The sequence below is a fragment of the Sphingomonas degradans genome (assembly GCF_053502645.1).
The window spans coordinates 275,310-291,959 of record NZ_CP177172.1 but is presented as its reverse complement, the minus strand read 5'-3'; the positions used below and the strand labels follow the sequence as shown (position 1 = coordinate 291,959).

The 16,650-nt window shown below is 67.2% G+C and carries 16 protein-coding genes; 9 read left to right on the top strand and 7 right to left on the bottom strand.

The features are described from left to right. The first annotated feature begins 16 nt into the window (after positions 1-16). A complete protein-coding gene (locus tag ACG3SL_RS01380) occupies positions 17-757 on the top strand; it encodes a S8 family peptidase (protein WP_448663354.1) in 741 nt (246 codons plus the stop codon). A gap of 129 nt (positions 758-886) precedes the next feature. On the opposite strand, the gene ACG3SL_RS01375 is transcribed toward ACG3SL_RS01380, so the two are convergent. The 6 genes from ACG3SL_RS01375 to ACG3SL_RS01350 form a co-directional block, all read right to left on the bottom strand. After that, a complete protein-coding gene (locus ACG3SL_RS01375; RefSeq protein WP_448663353.1) occupies positions 887-2,185 on the bottom strand; it encodes a sugar MFS transporter in 1,299 nt (432 codons plus the stop codon). 163 nt (positions 2,186-2,348) lie between these two features. Next, complete coding sequence (locus ACG3SL_RS01370) at positions 2,349-3,122, bottom strand: FadR/GntR family transcriptional regulator (RefSeq protein ID WP_448663352.1); 774 nt, start codon at positions 3,120-3,122, stop codon at positions 2,349-2,351. Between the two features lie 347 nt (positions 3,123-3,469). Next, a complete protein-coding gene (locus ACG3SL_RS01365; protein WP_448663351.1) occupies positions 3,470-4,363 on the bottom strand; it encodes a tyrosine recombinase XerC in 894 nt (297 codons plus the stop codon). A 112-nt stretch (positions 4,364-4,475) separates the two neighbouring features. Then, entirely contained in the window at positions 4,476-5,567 is a 1,092-nt protein-coding gene (locus ACG3SL_RS01360; protein ID WP_448663350.1) for a RelA/SpoT domain-containing protein, read from the bottom strand. Positions 5,568-5,704: 137 nt separating this feature from the next. Further along, entirely contained in the window at positions 5,705-6,358 is a 654-nt protein-coding gene (gene fsa / locus ACG3SL_RS01355) for a fructose-6-phosphate aldolase (protein ID WP_448663349.1), read from the bottom strand. A gap of 194 nt (positions 6,359-6,552) precedes the next feature. Further along, positions 6,553-6,963 carry a hypothetical protein gene (locus tag ACG3SL_RS01350; protein ID WP_448663348.1) on the bottom strand — a complete coding sequence of 137 codons (411 nt, stop codon included), beginning with the start codon at positions 6,961-6,963 and terminating at the stop codon, positions 6,553-6,555. Positions 6,964-7,076: 113 nt separating this feature from the next. On the opposite strand from ACG3SL_RS01350, the gene ACG3SL_RS01345 reads away from it, so the two are divergent. The 8 genes from ACG3SL_RS01345 to ACG3SL_RS01310 all read left to right on the top strand — a co-directional run bounded on the left by ACG3SL_RS01345 (position 7,077) and on the right by ACG3SL_RS01310 (position 15,498). Further along, complete coding sequence (locus tag ACG3SL_RS01345) at positions 7,077-9,242, top strand: primosomal protein N' (RefSeq protein WP_448663347.1); 2,166 nt, start codon at positions 7,077-7,079, stop codon at positions 9,240-9,242. Positions 9,243-9,308: 66 nt separating this feature from the next. Then, entirely contained in the window at positions 9,309-10,814 is a 1,506-nt protein-coding gene (locus tag ACG3SL_RS01340) for a DUF1570 domain-containing protein (RefSeq protein WP_448663346.1), read from the top strand. An 85-nt stretch (positions 10,815-10,899) separates the two neighbouring features. Then, positions 10,900-12,456, top strand: coding sequence for a hypothetical protein (locus ACG3SL_RS01335; RefSeq protein ID WP_448663345.1), 1,557 nt, complete (start codon positions 10,900-10,902; stop codon positions 12,454-12,456). 97 nt (positions 12,457-12,553) lie between these two features. Next, positions 12,554-14,098 (top strand): S1C family serine protease, encoded by a 1,545-nt coding sequence (locus tag ACG3SL_RS01330; RefSeq protein WP_448663344.1) that lies wholly within the window; start codon positions 12,554-12,556, stop codon positions 14,096-14,098. 216 nt (positions 14,099-14,314) lie between these two features. Beyond that, entirely contained in the window at positions 14,315-14,707 is a 393-nt protein-coding gene (locus ACG3SL_RS01325; RefSeq protein ID WP_448663343.1) for a hypothetical protein, read from the top strand. Continuing rightward, positions 14,704-14,922 (top strand): helix-turn-helix transcriptional regulator, encoded by a 219-nt coding sequence (locus ACG3SL_RS01320; RefSeq protein ID WP_448663342.1) that lies wholly within the window; start codon positions 14,704-14,706, stop codon positions 14,920-14,922. Before ACG3SL_RS01325 ends, ACG3SL_RS01320 begins: the two co-directional genes overlap by 4 nt. Before the next feature lie 3 nt (positions 14,923-14,925). After that, positions 14,926-15,231, top strand: coding sequence for a hypothetical protein (locus tag ACG3SL_RS01315; RefSeq protein WP_448663341.1), 306 nt, complete (start codon positions 14,926-14,928; stop codon positions 15,229-15,231). 6 nt (positions 15,232-15,237) lie between these two features. Continuing rightward, positions 15,238-15,498, top strand: coding sequence for a hypothetical protein (locus tag ACG3SL_RS01310; RefSeq protein ID WP_448663340.1), 261 nt, complete (start codon positions 15,238-15,240; stop codon positions 15,496-15,498). Positions 15,499-15,582: 84 nt separating this feature from the next. Here the strand turns inward: ACG3SL_RS01310 and ada are convergent, their stop codons facing one another. Beyond that, positions 15,583-16,620 (bottom strand): bifunctional DNA-binding transcriptional regulator/O6-methylguanine-DNA methyltransferase Ada, encoded by a 1,038-nt coding sequence (gene ada / locus ACG3SL_RS01305; RefSeq protein WP_448665211.1) that lies wholly within the window; start codon positions 16,618-16,620, stop codon positions 15,583-15,585. Between the last annotated feature and the right edge of the window lie 30 nt (positions 16,621-16,650).

Here is a 16,650-nt window from a genome sequence, read left to right as displayed (position 1 = left end):
CGGGGGGTCGGGGGCCATGAAGTCGTATCTGTTGCCATTGTCCGCGCTGCTCTGCGCCGCCGCACCCGGCGAGCCGGTGGCGCCCCTCCCCCGCGTCGCGATCATCGACAGCGGGGTTGCGAAGACCGCCGAACTCGCCCCGCTGGTGATCGCCGAATATGACATGGCGTCGCAGCCCGGACGCCCGGCGTTCCAGCCGCGCTACGATCACGGCACGATGGTCGCCACGATCCTGGCGCGCGCGGCGAACCGGCAGGTGCAGATCGTGTCGCTGCGGATCGACGATCCCGCCGGCTGCCCCGCCGGCGCCAATCCGCCGTGCCAGCCGAGCGCCGCGCCGCTGGTCGCCGCGATCCGCCGCGCGACCGAACTGGGGGTGGATGCGATCAACATCTCGCTCGCGCTCGATTCCGATCCGGCGATCACTGCCGCGATCCAGGATGCCGCGGCGCGGGGGATTCCGGTGATCCTGGCAGCGGGCAACCAGGGGCTCGACCACCCGTCGAACCTGGCACCGGCCCGCGCGGCCTATCCCAGCGCCGTGCTGGTCGGCGCGATCGACGGCGAGGGAAAGGTGTGGAGCGGGACCAACCGCCCCGACGCGAAGCCCGAAGGCTATAATTATGCGTGGCAGCGCGGCGTGCGCGTGCCGACCGCTACGGCCGAGGGGCGCGAAGTGACGGCCACCGGCACGTCGTTCGCCGCCCCCATCGAAACCGCGCATCTGCTGGCGCGGCGCACCACCGCCGCCAACTGACGCGGCAGGCCTGTTTGAAAATGCGCCGCGGCGCATTTCGCGGTGCCGGCCCGCTCCCCCACCCGACCACCCATAGAATACTGCCGTTGGGTGGCCGAGTGGGGAAGCGGGCCGGCGCCGCCTGGTCTCTCAGACCTTCGCAGTCGCCGGGGTCTTGGCGCCCCAGACCGCGTAGAACAGGATGTACAGCTCGCACACCGCCGTCAGCAGGAACGACAGCTGCAGGCCATAGGTGTCGGCCAGCCAGCCCTGCACCACCACCAGCGAACCGCCGGCGATCGCCATGATGAGCAGCCCCGAACCCTCTTCGGTCAGCGGGCCCAGGCCCTTGATGCCGAGGGTGAAGATCGTCGGGAACATGATCGAGTGGAACAGGCCGACCGAAATCAGCGCCCACATCGCGACGTGGCCGGTGGTGAACACCGCGATCAGCATCACGACGAACGCGCCGATCGAGAAGGCGGCAAGCATCACTTCGGCCGAAATGCGCTGCATCAGCGCCGATCCCAGGAACCGGCCGACCATCATGCCGCCCCACAGGAAGGTGAGGTAGCGCCCGGCCTCTTCATGGGTCAGGTTGGCGATGTTGGGCTGGCTGACGAAATTGACGAACAGGTTCGCCACGCCGATTTCGGCAATCAGGTAGATGAAGATCGCGGGGATGCCGAACACCAGGTTGCGGTGCTTCCACAGCGAGTGCTTCTTGCGCTCTTCCTTGGCGACGCGGCTGGTGGCCGAACCCATCGCCGGCAGCGGGAAGCGCGCGATCACGACTGCCAGCACCACCAGCACCACGGCGACCAGTATATAGGGCAGGATCACCGACTGGGCATCGGCCAGCCGCTCGGCATCGGTCAGCACCGTGCCGGCCTTGGCCGTGCCGCTGACCGAACGGCCGAGGATCAGATAGGCGCCGAACAGCGGCGCCAGCATCGTGCCGAGCGAATTGAGCGCCTGGACCAGGTTGAGCCGCGACGACGCCGTCTCGGGCGGGCCGACCACCGCGACATAGGGGTTGGCCGCGACCTGGAGCAGCGTGATGCCGCTGGCGATCACGAACAGCATCGCCAGCGTCACGCCGTACGACGGCAGGCTGGCGGCCAGCACCATGCCCAGCGCGCCCGCCGCCATGACGAGCAGCCCGACGACCAGCGACTTCTGATACCCGATCCGCTCGATCAGCTTGGCGGAGGGGATCGATGCGACGAAATAGGCGATGAACCACACGCTCTCGATCAGCGTCGTCTGGGTGTAGTTCAGATCGAACACGCTGCGCAGGTGCGGCAGCAGCGTGTTGTTGATGACGGTGATGAAACCCCACATGAAAAAGAGCGTGGCGAGCAGCGTCAACGCCTTGCCATAGCTCCCATACCGTCCGGCGCCGACACCGGGCGACACCGCGCCCGCCGGCGATCCAATTCCAGCCATCCCACCGCTCTCCTTGGCGAATCTGTGATTTATATGACTTAAATCCCACGCCATCCGGCGCGTCAACTGCGCTAGTGGCACGACGCATCGAATTGGGAAAGAGCCGGACGGCGGCTGGCCGCTGATACCACGTCGCGTTGAGCGCGACGCAGGCCACCCGCGATCAGTGCAGGCGCGTGGCCGGTGCCGGGGGGCGGGGCGCCGCGCCGGCGCGGTTGGGGGTGCCCATGTCGCACACGCCAAGGTCCTGCAACGCCAGTTCCAGCAGGTCGGTCATCGCATTGCGCGCGGCGCCGGGATTGCCCTCGCGAATGGCGTCGTACACGCGGACATGATCGGGCACCGTATCGCGGGGAATCCGCTGGCGGCGATGCGCGTGGCGCGTCGTCCAGCGCACGGCGGCGCCGATCCCGCCCGCAAGCGACGCCAGCACTTCGTTCGCCGCCCCGTCGAGCACCGCGCGGTGAAACCGCTGCGCGGCGACCAGCCCGCTGCCATGCGCCAGCCCGTGGCGCCGCATTTCGTCCAGCGCCGATGCCATCGTGTCCAGATGCTGTTGCGGGCAACGCCGCGCGGCAAAGCCGGCAGCGGCGGATTCGATCACGTCGCGCGCCTCGAACAAGTCGCGCAGGAACGCCTCGCCCGGTTCGGCCTCGAACATCCATTCGATCACTTCGGGATCGACCAGCCGCCACGCCTCGCGCGGGGTGACGCGCGTGCCCAGCTTGGGGCGGCTGTCGATCAGCCCCTTGGCCGCCAGCGTGCGCATCATGTCGCGCCAGGCATTGCGCGATACGCCGAGCGCCGCCGCCTGCTCGGTTTCGCTCAGGAACACATGCCCCGGCGGATATTCGCCCGACAGGATGGCAACACCCAGTGCCCGCGCCGTCGCGCCCTGTTGGCGGGGACGGAATGGCACAAGCGTGATTTGATTCACTCGACTTCCCTCTGCACTGCAGCCCCGCTCGCCCGAGGGCCGCCTTCAGGGCATTTTAGAGGGATGGCGCCGCAAGCTGGGGCGGAGGGCGAAAATTCCCGCGCGCACCGCCGCGCCCATACCAACGCATGGCCTTACCCACCCCCCTGCATGATGGTGTCGGGGCGCCAGGTACGAAATACCGGACATGCGTATCGCTGCCCTCTGCCCCTCTGGCGCGATACGGCGCACCGCGACGCCCCCTCGCGCTGCGCACGAGCGGGCCGGCACGTTCCCAGCCGGCCCGCTCGCTGCGGTGATTGGCGTTGGCGGGGGCGGGCGGTCTGCGCCCACACCGCAAGCCGATATCAGGCGCGCGGATGGGCGTTGCGGTACACGTCGAGCAGATGCGCGGCGTCGACCGCCGTATAGATCTGCGTCGAACTCAGGCTGGCATGGCCCAGCAATTCCTGGAGCGCGCGCAGATCGGCCCCCCGCCCCAGCAGATGCGTGGCGAAGCTGTGGCGCAGCGCGTGCGGCGTGGTGCGTTCCGACAGGCCCAGCGTGGTGCGCGCGGCGCGCACCGCTTTACGGATGGCACCGGGGGGCAGCGGCCCGCCCTTGGCCCCGCGAAACAGCGGCGCGTCGCGCGCCACGCCGTAAGGGCACAGCGCGGCATAGGCCTCCACTGCCGCGCGCACATCGGGGAGCAGGGGCACGGTGCGCGTCTTGGCACGCTTGCCCGTCACGCGCAGCGTCTCGCCCAGCGGCAGCACCGCGCCATCCAGCGCCACGGCCTCACCGATGCGCAGCCCCGCGCCATAAAGCAGCAGCAACACCGCCCAGTCGCGCGCGGCGATCCAGGGTTCCTCGGCATCCTCCGACACGGTTTCGGCCAGCGCGACGGCCTCGGCGGGGGAAATCGGCCGGGGCACGCCCTTTTTGACGCGGGGGCCCCGCAGGCGCGGCAGTTCGGCGGCATCCCCCACCGCGAATTTCAGGAACCCGCGCACCGCCGAAAGCTCCCGCGCGGCAGAGGCATTGCCCAACCCCTCGGTCCGCCGCAGCGCCAGGAACGCACGCAGATCGGCAGTCGAGATCGCCGCCAGCGCCTCACGCGTCACGGCCCCGCCCCAATGCCCCTGGAGAAACGCCACCAGCCGCACCGCCGTCGCCTCATACGCCCGCACCGTATGCACCGACCGCCGCCGATCACGCGCAAGATGGCGGGCATAGAGCAGGGGCAGCGCGGGTTCGGTCATGGGCGGGGTTGTAGCATGGGCGGGGTGGGCAAACAGCGGCTCGCTATAGCGCTGAGCGCAGCCTTCGGAGAAGTTCACGAATATACGCAAAGACATGGTCGAAGCTGGCGAACTAAGCCCCACCGTCGTCTAAGTCGAGTCTAGTTTGAAGGATCGGATCCGGAATATCGCCCTTTAAAACCCGATCCACGAGGCGGCTAAACAAGTTTGTATCCAAAAAGTAGTTTGGATAGGCGCGCTTTAGGGCGTTGATGTTATCAACCGACACGAGAACGATTTGATTCGGCGAACTTTCTGGAAGTTTACTTTCTAAATCCGTATATATCCTGTTTGCCTCCTCCGATTGCTTTGCCTTGTATCGCCTAACAGTGATCTTCAGCGCCTCGGGATCCACCTCAACAATGAAATACTTTTCATCCTTCGCAGAGCCAAGCGTGGTGATAGTGGCATTGTAGACTTGAAGCATCTCCTTAACGTGCAGCTTGTGAGCGAGCGCTTCGATCTCTGCGACCAAGCTCCTCTTCGCCGTAGGCGTGCTAGGGACTGGAGTAGTTTTCTCGATTGCCGCGATAGCCGACCCCATGAGCGCGAAAAATCGCAGCCAGTCTTCATCGCCTTGGTTAGATTTTAGCGCTTGTTTTGTGAAGATGCCGACCGCTTCCACGGCCGTTGCCCACGCGTGCTGCATTTGTGTTCGAACCTGCACCTCGACCCGGAGCCCAGTGTAGGCAGACGTGTCAGCGGTCCCACAATATTCGTAGACCAAGTGATAGCAACGGTAGCCGTCGGCCTTAGGCTGATTGATGTAGTCCTTCTCGCTGCGGAATTTGTGGTCGAATTTGCTGGCCTTGTATCCCTGAACAAGCCGATAAACGCTAGTTAGGCGGGTAAAAACTGCGCGGCAACCGGCAATGTCCTGCATCTGCGTCATGCGCATCGTTGGCTTAGCGACCAGCTTTTTATGGATTGATTCCAACCGTTTCGACCGCTGTGCCACAATCACGGAGCGCTCAACCTTCCGCGCCTTGTTGCGAAGAGTGATCTGGAACGTGTTCAGCGGGTAGGCGTGCGCCGATCTCCAGTTGTTGAGGATTGCGAGTGCATGCAAGCCTTCGCGCGTAACTACTGGGAACTCCATTTTCTGAAGCGCCTTGCCCGCCGCATTGACCTCTTCTGGCTTAAACTCCGGCACCGCCCACGCCATTACTTAACCCTCAAACCACGGGGTTGATCCTAGCGCACTTTCACCAGAGTGGGTACGCCAAATATAATAACCCCAAACGAAATAGGGCCGGAGCATCGCTCCGACCCTTCCCGTATCGCATGCCGAAGCGGCGGTGATCAGCAGATCGACTGGCCGGTCTTCGCCCAGTCGGCGAGGAAGCCTTCGATGCCCTTGTCGGTCAGCGGGTGCTTGACGAGCTGGCGGATCACGGCGGGGGGGGCGGTCATCACGTCGGCGCCGATCTTGGCGGCCTGGAGGACGTGGACCGGGTGGCGGACGCTGGCGACGAGGATTTCGGTGCCGAAATCGTAATTGTCGTAGATGGTGCGGATGTCTTCGATCAGGTCCATTCCGTCGAAGCCGATATCGTCGTGACGGCCGACGAAGGGCGAGATGAAGGTCGCGCCAGCCTTTGCCGCGAGCAGCGCCTGATTGGCGGAGAAGCACAAAGTCACGTTCACCATCGTGCCGTCGTCGGTCAGCGCCTTGCAGGTCTTGAGGCCATCGATCGTCAGCGGCACCTTGACCGCGATGTTGTCGGCGATCTTCCGGATGACTTCGGCTTCCTTCATCATCGTCGCGTAATCGAGCGCGACGACTTCGGCGGAGACCGGCCCTTCGACGATCTCGCAGATTTCGGCGACGACTTCGAGGAAGTTGCGGCCCGACTTGTGGATCAGCGAGGGATTGGTGGTCACGCCGTCCAGCAGGCCGGTTTCGGCCAGGTCGCGGATGTCGGCAATGTCGGCGGTGTCGGCGAAGAACTTCATGGAGTCGGCCCTTTCGGAAGGATTTGGCGCCCGCCTAGCCGAGCGCGGCGCGCGGGGCAAACGGGTTGGCGCACATCCCGGCGCGAGCGGCGCGGTCGCGCGAGCTACCGCGCTCGCTTGCAAAAGCATGGAATCCAGGGCCAGCGCGGGAAAGGCGACCTTGGGTTCCTGCTTTCGCAGGAAAACAGATCGCCTCAGCGTCGTCGCGACGGCGCCTCGCCATGCACCAGCATCACCCGTACCGCCGGCGCGGTCAGCCGCGACACCGCGACACGATAGGTGCCGGGTTGCAGGCGATAGCGGATGATTTTCCGAATCGTAGAACATCGCGGCCCGCGCGCCTCCGACGCCATGCGCAGTGCCCGGCCATTGTCGCGATACAGGTCGATCCAGCCGTCCTGATCCGCCGCGATCCCGAACACGCCGGCCTTGCGGATCGTCACGCGCGCCTCGGCCTTGCCGCCCCGGGCCGCGAGCACCATCGCATGGCGGGTATCCAGCCCCTTGCCGGTACGGGTCCATCCGGCCAGCGGGCGCGGCAGGGCCGCTTCCTGGCCCCGGCATTGCGGAGCCGCCATGGTGAGTACAAGCGCGGTCAGCAGCATGTTCACTTCCCCCCAAAAAGGACGACGATGTTCTATCTTCGTTCCGCGTTCCGGGTCAAGCTGGGGAATACGGGATTCACCTTTGCCGCAAAATCCCCATATGAGGGCCGCCTATGTCGCGCGTCCGCGTTCTCGTCCTCCACCCCGCGCTCGGCCCCCTCGACTATCGCGTGCCGCATGGCATGACGGTCGAGCCGGGGTCGATCGTCGTCGTGCCCATCGGCCCGCGCCAATATGCCGGCGTGGTGTGGGAGCCCGAGCGGCTGCCGACCGAGGAGATCGGCGACAACCGGCTTCGCAACCTGCTGGCGGTCGCCGACGCGCCGCCGCTGCCCGAATCGGTGCGGCGGCTGGTCGAGTGGACGGCGGACTATTATCTCGCCCCGCCCTCCGCCGTGCTGGCGATGGCGGTGCGATCGACCGCCGCGTTCGAGAGCGCGCCGACGGTGGTGGAATATCGCGCGACCGGGCTGGTGCCGGATCGGATGACGGCGCAGCGCGAGCAGGCGCTGGAGCGGATCGGCGACCGCCAGGGGCTGGTGCGCGAGCTGGCCACCATCGCCGACGTGTCCGACGCAGTGATCCGGGGGCTGATCAAGGTCGGCGCGATCGAAGGGGTGACGGTGGATACCGACAGCCCCTATCCGGTGCCCGACCCGGCATTCGGCCCGCCCGTGCTCAATCCCATCCAGTCCGGCGTCGCCGCCACGCTGCGCGACGCCGTGGATGCGCGCGCGTTCCAGCCCTTCCTGCTCGATGGGGTCACCGGATCGGGCAAGACCGAAGTCTATTTCGAAGCAGTGGCGGCGGCGATCGCGGCGGGGCGGCAGACTCTGGTGCTGCTCCCCGAAATCGCGCTGACCGAGCCGTTCCTCAAGCGGTTCGCCCAGCGGTTCGGCGTCGAGCCGGTGGCATGGCATTCGGGGCTGCGCACGTCGCAGCGGCGGCGGGCGTGGCGCGCGATCGGGCGCGGCGAGGCGCTGGTCACGGTGGGGGCGCGCTCGGCGCTGTTCCTGCCCTATCCCAATCTCGGCCTGATCGTCGTCGACGAGGCGCATGAATCGAGCTTCAAGCAGGAAGACGGCGTACATTACCACGCCCGCGACGTGGCGGTGATGCGCGGGAAGTTCGCCGGGTGTCCGGTGATCCTCGCCTCTGCGACTCCCGCTATTGAGACGCGGTATCAGGTTGAGCGGGGGCGCTATGCGGAACTCAAGCTGCCGGGGCGCTTCGGCGCGGCGGAGCTTCCCGAGATCGAACCCATCGATCTTATCAAGGAGCCGCCGGAGCGCGGCCGCTGGCTGGCGCCGCGGCTGGTGCTGGCGATCGACGCGGCTTTGGAGCGGGGCGAGCAATCGCTATTGTTTCTCAATAGGAGGGGCTATGCTCCGCTGACGCTGTGCCGCAACTGCGGGCATCGCTTCCAATGCCCCAATTGCACGGCGTGGATGGTCGAGCACCGGCTGACCCGGCGGCTGGCGTGCCACCATTGCGGGCACACCGTCCCCACGCCCGAAATCTGCCCCGAATGCGAGGAGCCGGACAGCCTGGTCGCGTGCGGCCCCGGCGTCGAGCGCATTGCCGATGAAGTCGCGGCGCTATGGCCCAATGCGCGCACCGCGATCGTCACGTCGGACACGCTCTGGTCCCCCGCCAAGGCCGCCGAGTTCGTCCACCGGATGGAACAGGGCGAGATCGACATCGTCGTCGGCACCCAATTGGTGACCAAGGGCTATCATTTCCCCAACCTGACGCTGGTCGGCGTGGTCGATGCCGACCTTGGCCTGGACGGCGGCGATTTGCGCGCGTCGGAGCGGACCTTCCAGCAGATCATGCAGGTGTCGGGGCGCGCCGGGCGCGGCGAAAAGCCCGGCACGGTCTATATCCAGACCCATTCCCCCGATGCCCCGGTGATGCAGGCGCTGGTGAGCGGCGATGCCGAGAGCTTCTACGCCGCCGAAACCGAGGCGCGGCGCGAGGCGGAGGCACCGCCCTTTGGCCGCTATGCCGCGATCATCGTGTCGAGCGAGGATCGCGCGGCGGCCGAGGAAATCGCCCGGATGATCGGCCGCACCGCGCCGCGCATGGAGGAAATGCACGTCTATGGCCCCGCCCCCGCCCCGCTGGCGATGCTGCGCGGGCGCCATCGCTATCGCCTGCTGGTCCACGCCCGGCGCGCGTTCGATGTGCAGGACGTGATCCGCGAATGGCTGGGCGCGCTGGAATGGAGCGCCAAGGTGCGCGTGGCAGTGGACGTCGACCCGTATAGTTTCCTGTAGGCACCCGCACCCCACTTTACTTGGCGCCTTCCCCCTTTACCTTCCGAAGAAGAGGGAGAACGGGGCATGATTCGGAAAATTCTGGCGCTGGCGCTGCTATTCGCGCCCGGCATTGCGCGTGCCGACTGGCATGAGGCGAGTTCGGCGCATTTCCGCGTCTATTCCGAACAGCCGGTCGAGCGGCTGCGCAGCTTCGCGACCGAGCTTGAGCGGTTCGACAAGGCGATCCGGATGCTGCGTGGCGACCCAGACAAGCCGGTGGGGCCGGCGAACCGGGTCACCATCTATGTCGTCGACGATACCGATGCCGTGCAGGCACTGATCGGGCGCGACGGCGTGGCGGGGTTCTATGTGCCGCGCGCGGGCGCATCGATGGCGATCGTCCCGCGCTTCTCGGGCGCCGCGCGTGCCGAGGATCTGCGCCCCCAGACGGTGCTGCTCCACGAATATACCCACCACCTGATGTTCACCATGGCGCCCAACGCGGTCTATCCGCTGTGGTATTCCGAAGGCTTCGCCGAATTGCTCGCGCCGACCAGCTTCGAGAAGGACGGCGCCGTCCTGATCGGCAACATGCCGCAATATCGCGCGCATTCGATCATGGGCGCCAACCCCCTGTCGGTGGAAAAGCTGCTGCTATCCGATCCCCGCGACTTCGACCGGGCGCAGATGGATGCGCTGTACGGCCAGGGCTGGCTGCTCACCCATTACACGATGCTGGGCAAGGCGCGGCAGGACCAGCTTGGCGCCTATCTGCTCGCGATCAACCGGGGTAAGTCGCGCGCAGAGGCGGCGGCGGCCTTTGGCGGCCTCGACACGCTCAGCGGCGAACTGGCGCGGTACAAGGTGTCGCGGCTGAAGGGGCTGCGCGTGCGGGCGGACGCGCTGGCGACCGGCCCGGTCACGATCCGCGCCCTCACCGCTGGCGAGGCCGCGACGATGGACCTGCGCATCCGATCGCAGAACGGCGTCAGCGCGGCGGACGCGCCCGCCCTGTACGCCGCGCTGCAAAAGGCGGCGGCGCCCTATCCCGACGACACGGTGGCGCAGACGATCCTGGCGGGCGCGGCGCTGGACGCACGCGACCCCGTCGGCGCCGAGGCGGCGGCGGCGCGTGCGCTCGTCGTCGATCCGGGGAATGTGGGCGCGCTGGTGTTTCAGGCAAAGGCGCGGATGGCCGCCGCCGTGCGCGACCGCGACACCCGCGCCGCCAGCTGGGAAGCGGTCCGCGCCCCGCTGCTGGCCGCGATCGCCCGCGACGCCACCGATCCGCGCCCGTGCATCGCCTATTACCGCAGCTTCGCCGCAGCGGGCCAGGCGCCGGACAAGGCTGCACAGGACGGGCTCTACACCGCCTTCCTCGCCGCGCCGCAGGACAGCGGGCTGCGATTGCTGACGGCGGGAATGCTGCTGCGCGGCGGCGAGCCTCGCAACGCCCGCGCGCTGCTCGCCCCACTGGTCGGCGCACCCCATGCGGGCGCACGCGGCACGCAGGCGGCGGCGATCCTCGCGCGGATCGACGCGGGGGATCTGGCGGGGGCAGTGGCGCTGCTGGACAAGAGCGCGGGCTGAGCGTCCCCCCAGCTGCTGCCGCAACACCTCTTGCGCCGGGCGCGATCTTCCCCCTAGACTGTGCAAAGTCTGGGGGGATTTGCTTATGATACGCAAGGCGTTGGCGACCATTTCACTGCTTGTCGCACCGGTCGCAGCCCATGCCGACTGGTATGAGGCAAGTTCCAAGCACTTCGTCGTCTATTCGGATGACAGCGAAGACCGGGTGAAGGTCTTTACCGAGCGTCTGGAGCGGTTCGACCAGGCGCTGCGCAAGCTGACCGGGACGCCGGACAAGCCGCTTAGTCCGAACAGCCGAGTTACCGTGTTCATGGTGGCGGATGTCGCGTCGGTACGAAAGCTCTATGGAAACGGCGGAGGTAACGTTGCCGGATTCTATCAGCCCCGCTCGTCCGGTCCCGTCGCGTTCGTCCCGCGTAGCAGCAACAGCGATCTGGATGCCCAGACCATCCTGATGCACGAATATGCGCACAGCTTCATGTTCTCGACCTGGCCGGACGTGGTCTTTCCGAAATGGTTCGTGGAGGGGTTCGCCGAATTCGTGGGCACTACGTTCTTCCGCGATGACGGGACGATCGTGCTGGGCAAGAACCCGGATTTCCGTAAATACTCTGTCGCCAAGTCGAACGTCCTGCCCGCCGAACGGCTGGTGCAGCTGAATACCGGCAAGCTCGACATGTACGAAACCGACGCGCTGTATTCGCGCGGGTGGTTGCTGACCCATTACCTGCTGATGGACAAGGACCGCGCCGGCCAGCTCGGTCGGTATATCGGGGCGCTCAACAGCGGCAAATCGGTTGCGGAGGCGACGAAGGAACTGGGCGACATCCAGGGGCTGGATGCGAAGCTGACGGGGTATGGCAAGCGGCCCTCGCTGCCGATCATCCAAATTCCGACGTCGCAGCTTCCGATCGCACCGGTCACGATCCGCAAGGTATCGCCCGGCATGGCGGCCATCATGCCCGCGCGCCTGATTTCGACCCGCGGTGTGGATGAAAAGCTCGCCGTCACTGCCGTGGAACTGGCGCGCCGCCTTGCCGCGCCCTATCCCAACGATCCCGGCGCCCAGAACGAGCTGGCAGAGGCCGAGTTCGACGCCAAGAACTACGCCGCCGCCGCTGCTGCTGCCGACCGGGCGCTGGCCGCCGATCCCAAGTCCGTCCATGCCCTGATCTACAAGGGAATGGCGGAGAGCGAACTCGCCAAGAAGGACGAGACGACCAGCGTGAGCCGTTGGCGGGACATCCGCGCGCTGTTCATCCAGGCGAACAAGCTCGACACCGAGTATCCCGAGCCGCTGGTCAAGTTCTACGACAGCTTCGAAGCGGCCAAGCAGCCTCCCAGCAAGGGCGCCAAGGACGGCCTGCTCTATGCCTATGTGCTCGCGCCCTACGATACCGGGCTGCGAATGCAGGCCGGGCGGCTGTTGCTGGAAATGGGGGAACTGAAACAGGCCCGTATTGCCTTCGAACCCATTGCCTATAGCCCGCATTCGGGCCCGACGCTGTCGAAGCTGGGCACCGACCTGCTGGCGAAGATCGATGCGAAGGACGGAGCAGGCGCGCTGAAGCTCCTCACCGACGCCGAGGAAAAGGCGAAGAAGGAAGAAGAGGACGCCAAGAACAAGAAGAAGGGCGGCTGATCGCCCTCTCCCGCCGGCGGGCATTGCGGTTAACCACCGCTTGAACCGCCGGCGGTTTTGCCCGAAAGCGGCGCGCCACAAGGAGGTCGCGTTGGTGATGGTTCGGCGTTTGCTGTTGCTTCTGGCACTGGTGGCCGGCCTTGCCGCGCCTGCGCGCGCGGACGACATTTCCGCCTCGGCGCGCGGCGTGGTGCGCATCGTGACGATCGCGGTGGTCGACGATGCCGTGGTCGGCTTCGGACATGGCAGCGGCTTTGCCGTCGCGCCCAACCGCGTGGTCACCAACGCACATGTCGTCGAACTCGCCGATCGCTACCCCAACAACGTCGTCATCGGCGTCGTACCGTCCGAGGGCGACAAGTCGTACCAGGGCCGGCTGATTGCGATCGATCGCCAGCGCGACCTGGCGCTTATCGAGTTTACCGGCGTGCGGCTGCCCCCGCTGACGCTGTTCACCGGCGCGCCGGGCGATGGCGATACGCTGATCGCGCTGGGCTATCCGGGCAATGTCGATGTGGCGACCGCCCAGTCCGCCGCCGATTTCATCACGCCGCAATCGCCGGTGCGCTCGCAGGGCGGCTTTGCCGGCACCCGGATGCTGGAGGGCACCAACGTGCTGCTCCACACCGCCAATATCGCGCGCGGCAATTCGGGCGGGCCGCTGCTCGATCGCTGCGGCCGGGTGCTGGGCGTAAATTCGGCGATCACGCGCGGGGACGAGGGCGATTCGAGCTTTGCCTTCGCAATCGCCGGTTCCGAACTCGCCGCCTTCCTGACCGCCGCCAAGCAGCCCTTCGCGACCGTAGCGGTGCCGTGCACCAGCGTCGAGGAACAGATGGCGCAGGAACGCGACGCCGACGAAAAGGCCCGCGCCGATGCCGCGCAACAGGCCGGCGTGGAGGCTGCGCGCCTTGCCGCTGAGCGCGACCAGGCGATCACCCAGGCACGCGCCCGCAACGAAGCCACCCGCGAGAATTTCATGGCGGGCGCCGCCGTGCTGCTCGTGCTGGGCGCGCTGGCCGTGGGCGGCGGCGGGCTGCTGGCGACGCGCGATCGCCGGCGCGAAGCGATCTGGGTCGCGGCGGGCGGCGGCGTGCTGATGCTGGGCGCGGTCGCGCTGTTCGTGAGCCGCCCTTCGTTCGACGAGTCCAAGGTCATGCCGATGCCCAAGGCCACGGCGGCGGCGCGGGTGCCGAGCACGCTCGAAGTCGGCAAGCTGCAATGCACGCTGGTCCCCGAACGCAGCCGGATCACCGTGACGTCGATCGACAAGGTCGACCTGGACGTCGGCGCCGATGGCTGCATCAACGGCCGCACCCAATATGCCGAGGCGGGCACGCATTGGCAGCGCATCCTGGTGCCCGATCAGGACCAGTCGGTATCGGTGCTAGATTACGATCCGGGCACGCGCATCTACACCAACACCCGCTATTTGTTGTCGTCCGAACAGATGAAACAGGCGCGCGCGCTGCGGGCCGGGGTGCCGATCAAGCAATGCTCGTCCAACCAGGCCGAACGCGCGACTCTCGCCGCCCAACAACAGACGCTGCGCGCGACGCTGCCGCCGGTGTATAACGAGAAACTGGTCTATCGCTGCGGTACCGCCGCGTCCGGGCCGCCGAGCGCTACGCCGGCGTTGTAGGGCGACCCGACCTTCGCTGCGTCTGGGTTCTCGTGCGCGGCATGTGCGCCTGGCACCCGATTGAGCGCGCGATCCACAATCGGGGGCACAGCTTCCAAATCTATTCCTGAAAGCGCCCCGGCGGGAACGCCGGGCTCCTCCTTGCCTGGTGCTGTAAAAAGAATTTGACATGGCCTTTCGGCTGTATAACTTCTTTTACAGGCAATGAGGACGCAAATGGGCATTTCCGCAAGACAACGAAGGATATGGATCGCCGCCGCCGCTACGGTCTTGGCGGCAGCCCTTGGCGGGGTGCTGATCGGGTTGGGGCCGCGCTATCTGCCGGCGCCCGGCGCGGGCGTGTTTGCGGCGATCGTGCTGGCCGGCGCGTTCCTCGCGATGCTGCCGCGCTGGCGCGCGCTCGACCATATGCAGAAGGATAGCCGCCTGATCAGCTGGTATTGGGGCGGCGGTTTCGGCGGCGGACTGGGTCTGGTGCTGGCGGCAGTGCTTGCCGGCACCCGCAGCCCGTTGTTCGCTGGCGCCGCCCTGGTCTGGTTGCTCCAGTTCCTGGGCTATGCCCTCGCCCGGCTCAACTGGTGGCTGGCACATCGCGCAGACGCCGCATGAGGAACCGCCTGCGGGAATCGCGCACCGCCAAGGGCCTGAGCCAGGGCGAACTGGCGGATCGCATGGACGTGTCGCGGCAGACCATCAACGCAGTGGAAGCGGACAAATATGATCCGTCGTTGCCACTGGCGTACAAGCTCGCCGCGTTTTTCGAGATGCCGGTCGAGGACCTGTTCCACAACCCTTTCAAGCCGCCGATGGCGGGCAAGGAATAACCCATGCAAGGCTCCCTGCTGCTCTTGGCGATCCTGACGCTACTAGCTGCCTATCTGGCGGCGCCGGCGCTCGTCGGACTGGCCCGGCACCATCCCGAGCGACGGCTGATAGCCAAGTTGAGCCCGCTGACGCTGTTGTCGTTCGTCCTGTGGCTGGCGCTGCTCGCCTGGGCGTTCACCGGGCGGCGGGACGATGCACGTATCGCGCGTTACGTGGCGCGATTGCGGGAGAGCAATCGCCTGCCTGTCGCCATCGCCGCGCTGGTCGTGGTCGGGCTCGCCGGCAGCCTGCTGACGCTGGTGCGTTGATCCGTCATGGAGTGGATCGTCACGGCGTGCGTCACCGTCGCGCTTGGGCTCGCATTGCCACGCGCGATCGTGGCCGCGAAGAAATCGGTGCGCGGCAATGGCAGAATGGCGGGAGCCGCGCTGTCGATCGGTCTGGCATTTTCCGCGATCTTCGACCCGCGCAAGCAGGAGGCGATCGAGAACATCGGCAAGCGCGTGGACGAGGACGAAAACAGCCTTCGCGATCAGGAACCCGCCGGCGGTGGCGACCCCGTCATCACCCGGTAACCAACGCCAGCACAAAGCAATCCCAACCGAGACTCCGGCTGCTCCGGTAGCCCGTCCAGACACCGCGCCGGTGTCTCGGCCCCCCTAATCCTCCACGCCCTCGCGTCGGCGCAGCACGCGCTTGCGGTCGATGCCGTATGCATAGCCGCCCATGCTGCCGTCGCTGCGCTGGGCGCGGTGGCAGGGGATGATGATCGACACCGGGTTCGCCCCGCACGCGGTGCCCGCCGCGCGCACCGCGCGGGGCGCGCCGGCCTCGGCCGCCAGCTGGGCATAGCTGCGACTCTCACCGGCGGGGATCGCGCGCAGTGCCTGCCACACCGCCTCCTGGAACGCCGTGCCCTGGACATCCACCGGCAGGTCGGTGTCGCGGCCCGGCGTCTCCACTTCGGCCACCACCCGCGCCGCCAGTTCGGCCAGCGCGCTGCCGCCGGCCACGATCTCTGCCGCCGGAAAGCGCCGGGCGAGCTGGAGCGAATCCTCGTCGAACGCGACGCGGCACAGCCCCTTGTCGGTCGCCGCGACCAGCAGCGGCCCCAGGCTGGTCTCCGCGATCGTCCAGCGGATCGTCACCCCCGCCCCGCCGCGCTGCCACACGCTGGGCGTCATCCCCAGCCGCGCGTCGGCGGTCTCGTAAAAGCGGCTCGGCGCCGAATAGCCGGCGGCGTAGATCGCATCGGTCACGCTGCCGCCTTGCGCCAGCGCCGCCGCCGCGCGCCGCGCCTTCAGCCCGCGCGCATAGGCGGCGGGGCTCACCCCGGTCGCGCGCTTGAACAGCCGCTGGAAATGATGCGGGGCATAGCCGACCGCCGCCGCCAGCGCCTCCAGCCCCGGCGCCTCCTCGGCCCCCTCGATCAGCGCCACCGCGCGCGCCACCGCCACCCGGTCGCGCCCCACTTCGTCCGGCTTGCAGCGCAGGCACGCGCGAAACCCCGCCGCGCGCGCCGCCGCCGCATCAGCGAAGAAGCGCACATTCTCGCGCAAGGGCCGCCGCGCCGGGCAGCTCGGCTTGCAGTAAATGCCGGTGGTGGTCACCGCGACGAGGACGCGCCCGTCCCAGGCGCGATCGCGGGCGGCAAAGGCGGCCCAGGCGGCATCATCATTGTGCGAAAGCTGGCTCATGCTCCAGCTATAGCCCGGCCCGATCCGCGC

Bases quoted from the DNA above. Each gene is read 5' to 3' on its own strand.
- ACG3SL_RS01380 (WP_448663354.1), top strand. From the start codon at position 17: ATGAAGTCGTATCTGTTGCCATTGTCCGCGCTGCTCTGCGCCGCCGCA.
- ACG3SL_RS01310 (WP_448663340.1), top strand. From the start codon at position 15,238: ATGGAGTGGATCGTCACGGCGTGCGTCACCGTCGCGCTTGGGCTCGCA.
- ACG3SL_RS01350 (WP_448663348.1), bottom strand. From the start codon at position 6,963: ATGCTGCTGACCGCGCTTGTACTCACCATGGCGGCTCCGCAATGCCGG.
- ACG3SL_RS01325 (WP_448663343.1), top strand. From the start codon at position 14,315: ATGGGCATTTCCGCAAGACAACGAAGGATATGGATCGCCGCCGCCGCT.
- ACG3SL_RS01330 (WP_448663344.1), top strand. From the start codon at position 12,554: ATGGTTCGGCGTTTGCTGTTGCTTCTGGCACTGGTGGCCGGCCTTGCC.
- ACG3SL_RS01365 (WP_448663351.1), bottom strand. From the start codon at position 4,363: ATGACCGAACCCGCGCTGCCCCTGCTCTATGCCCGCCATCTTGCGCGT.
- ACG3SL_RS01320 (WP_448663342.1), top strand. From the start codon at position 14,704: ATGAGGAACCGCCTGCGGGAATCGCGCACCGCCAAGGGCCTGAGCCAG.
- fsa (WP_448663349.1), bottom strand. From the start codon at position 6,358: ATGAAGTTCTTCGCCGACACCGCCGACATTGCCGACATCCGCGACCTG.
- ACG3SL_RS01345 (WP_448663347.1), top strand. From the start codon at position 7,077: ATGTCGCGCGTCCGCGTTCTCGTCCTCCACCCCGCGCTCGGCCCCCTC.
- ada (WP_448665211.1), bottom strand. From the start codon at position 16,620: ATGAGCCAGCTTTCGCACAATGATGATGCCGCCTGGGCCGCCTTTGCC.
- ACG3SL_RS01340 (WP_448663346.1), top strand. From the start codon at position 9,309: ATGATTCGGAAAATTCTGGCGCTGGCGCTGCTATTCGCGCCCGGCATT.
- ACG3SL_RS01315 (WP_448663341.1), top strand. From the start codon at position 14,926: ATGCAAGGCTCCCTGCTGCTCTTGGCGATCCTGACGCTACTAGCTGCC.
- ACG3SL_RS01360 (WP_448663350.1), bottom strand. From the start codon at position 5,567: ATGGCGTGGGCGGTGCCGGAGTTTAAGCCAGAAGAGGTCAATGCGGCG.
- ACG3SL_RS01335 (WP_448663345.1), top strand. From the start codon at position 10,900: ATGATACGCAAGGCGTTGGCGACCATTTCACTGCTTGTCGCACCGGTC.
- ACG3SL_RS01375 (WP_448663353.1), bottom strand. From the start codon at position 2,185: ATGGCTGGAATTGGATCGCCGGCGGGCGCGGTGTCGCCCGGTGTCGGC.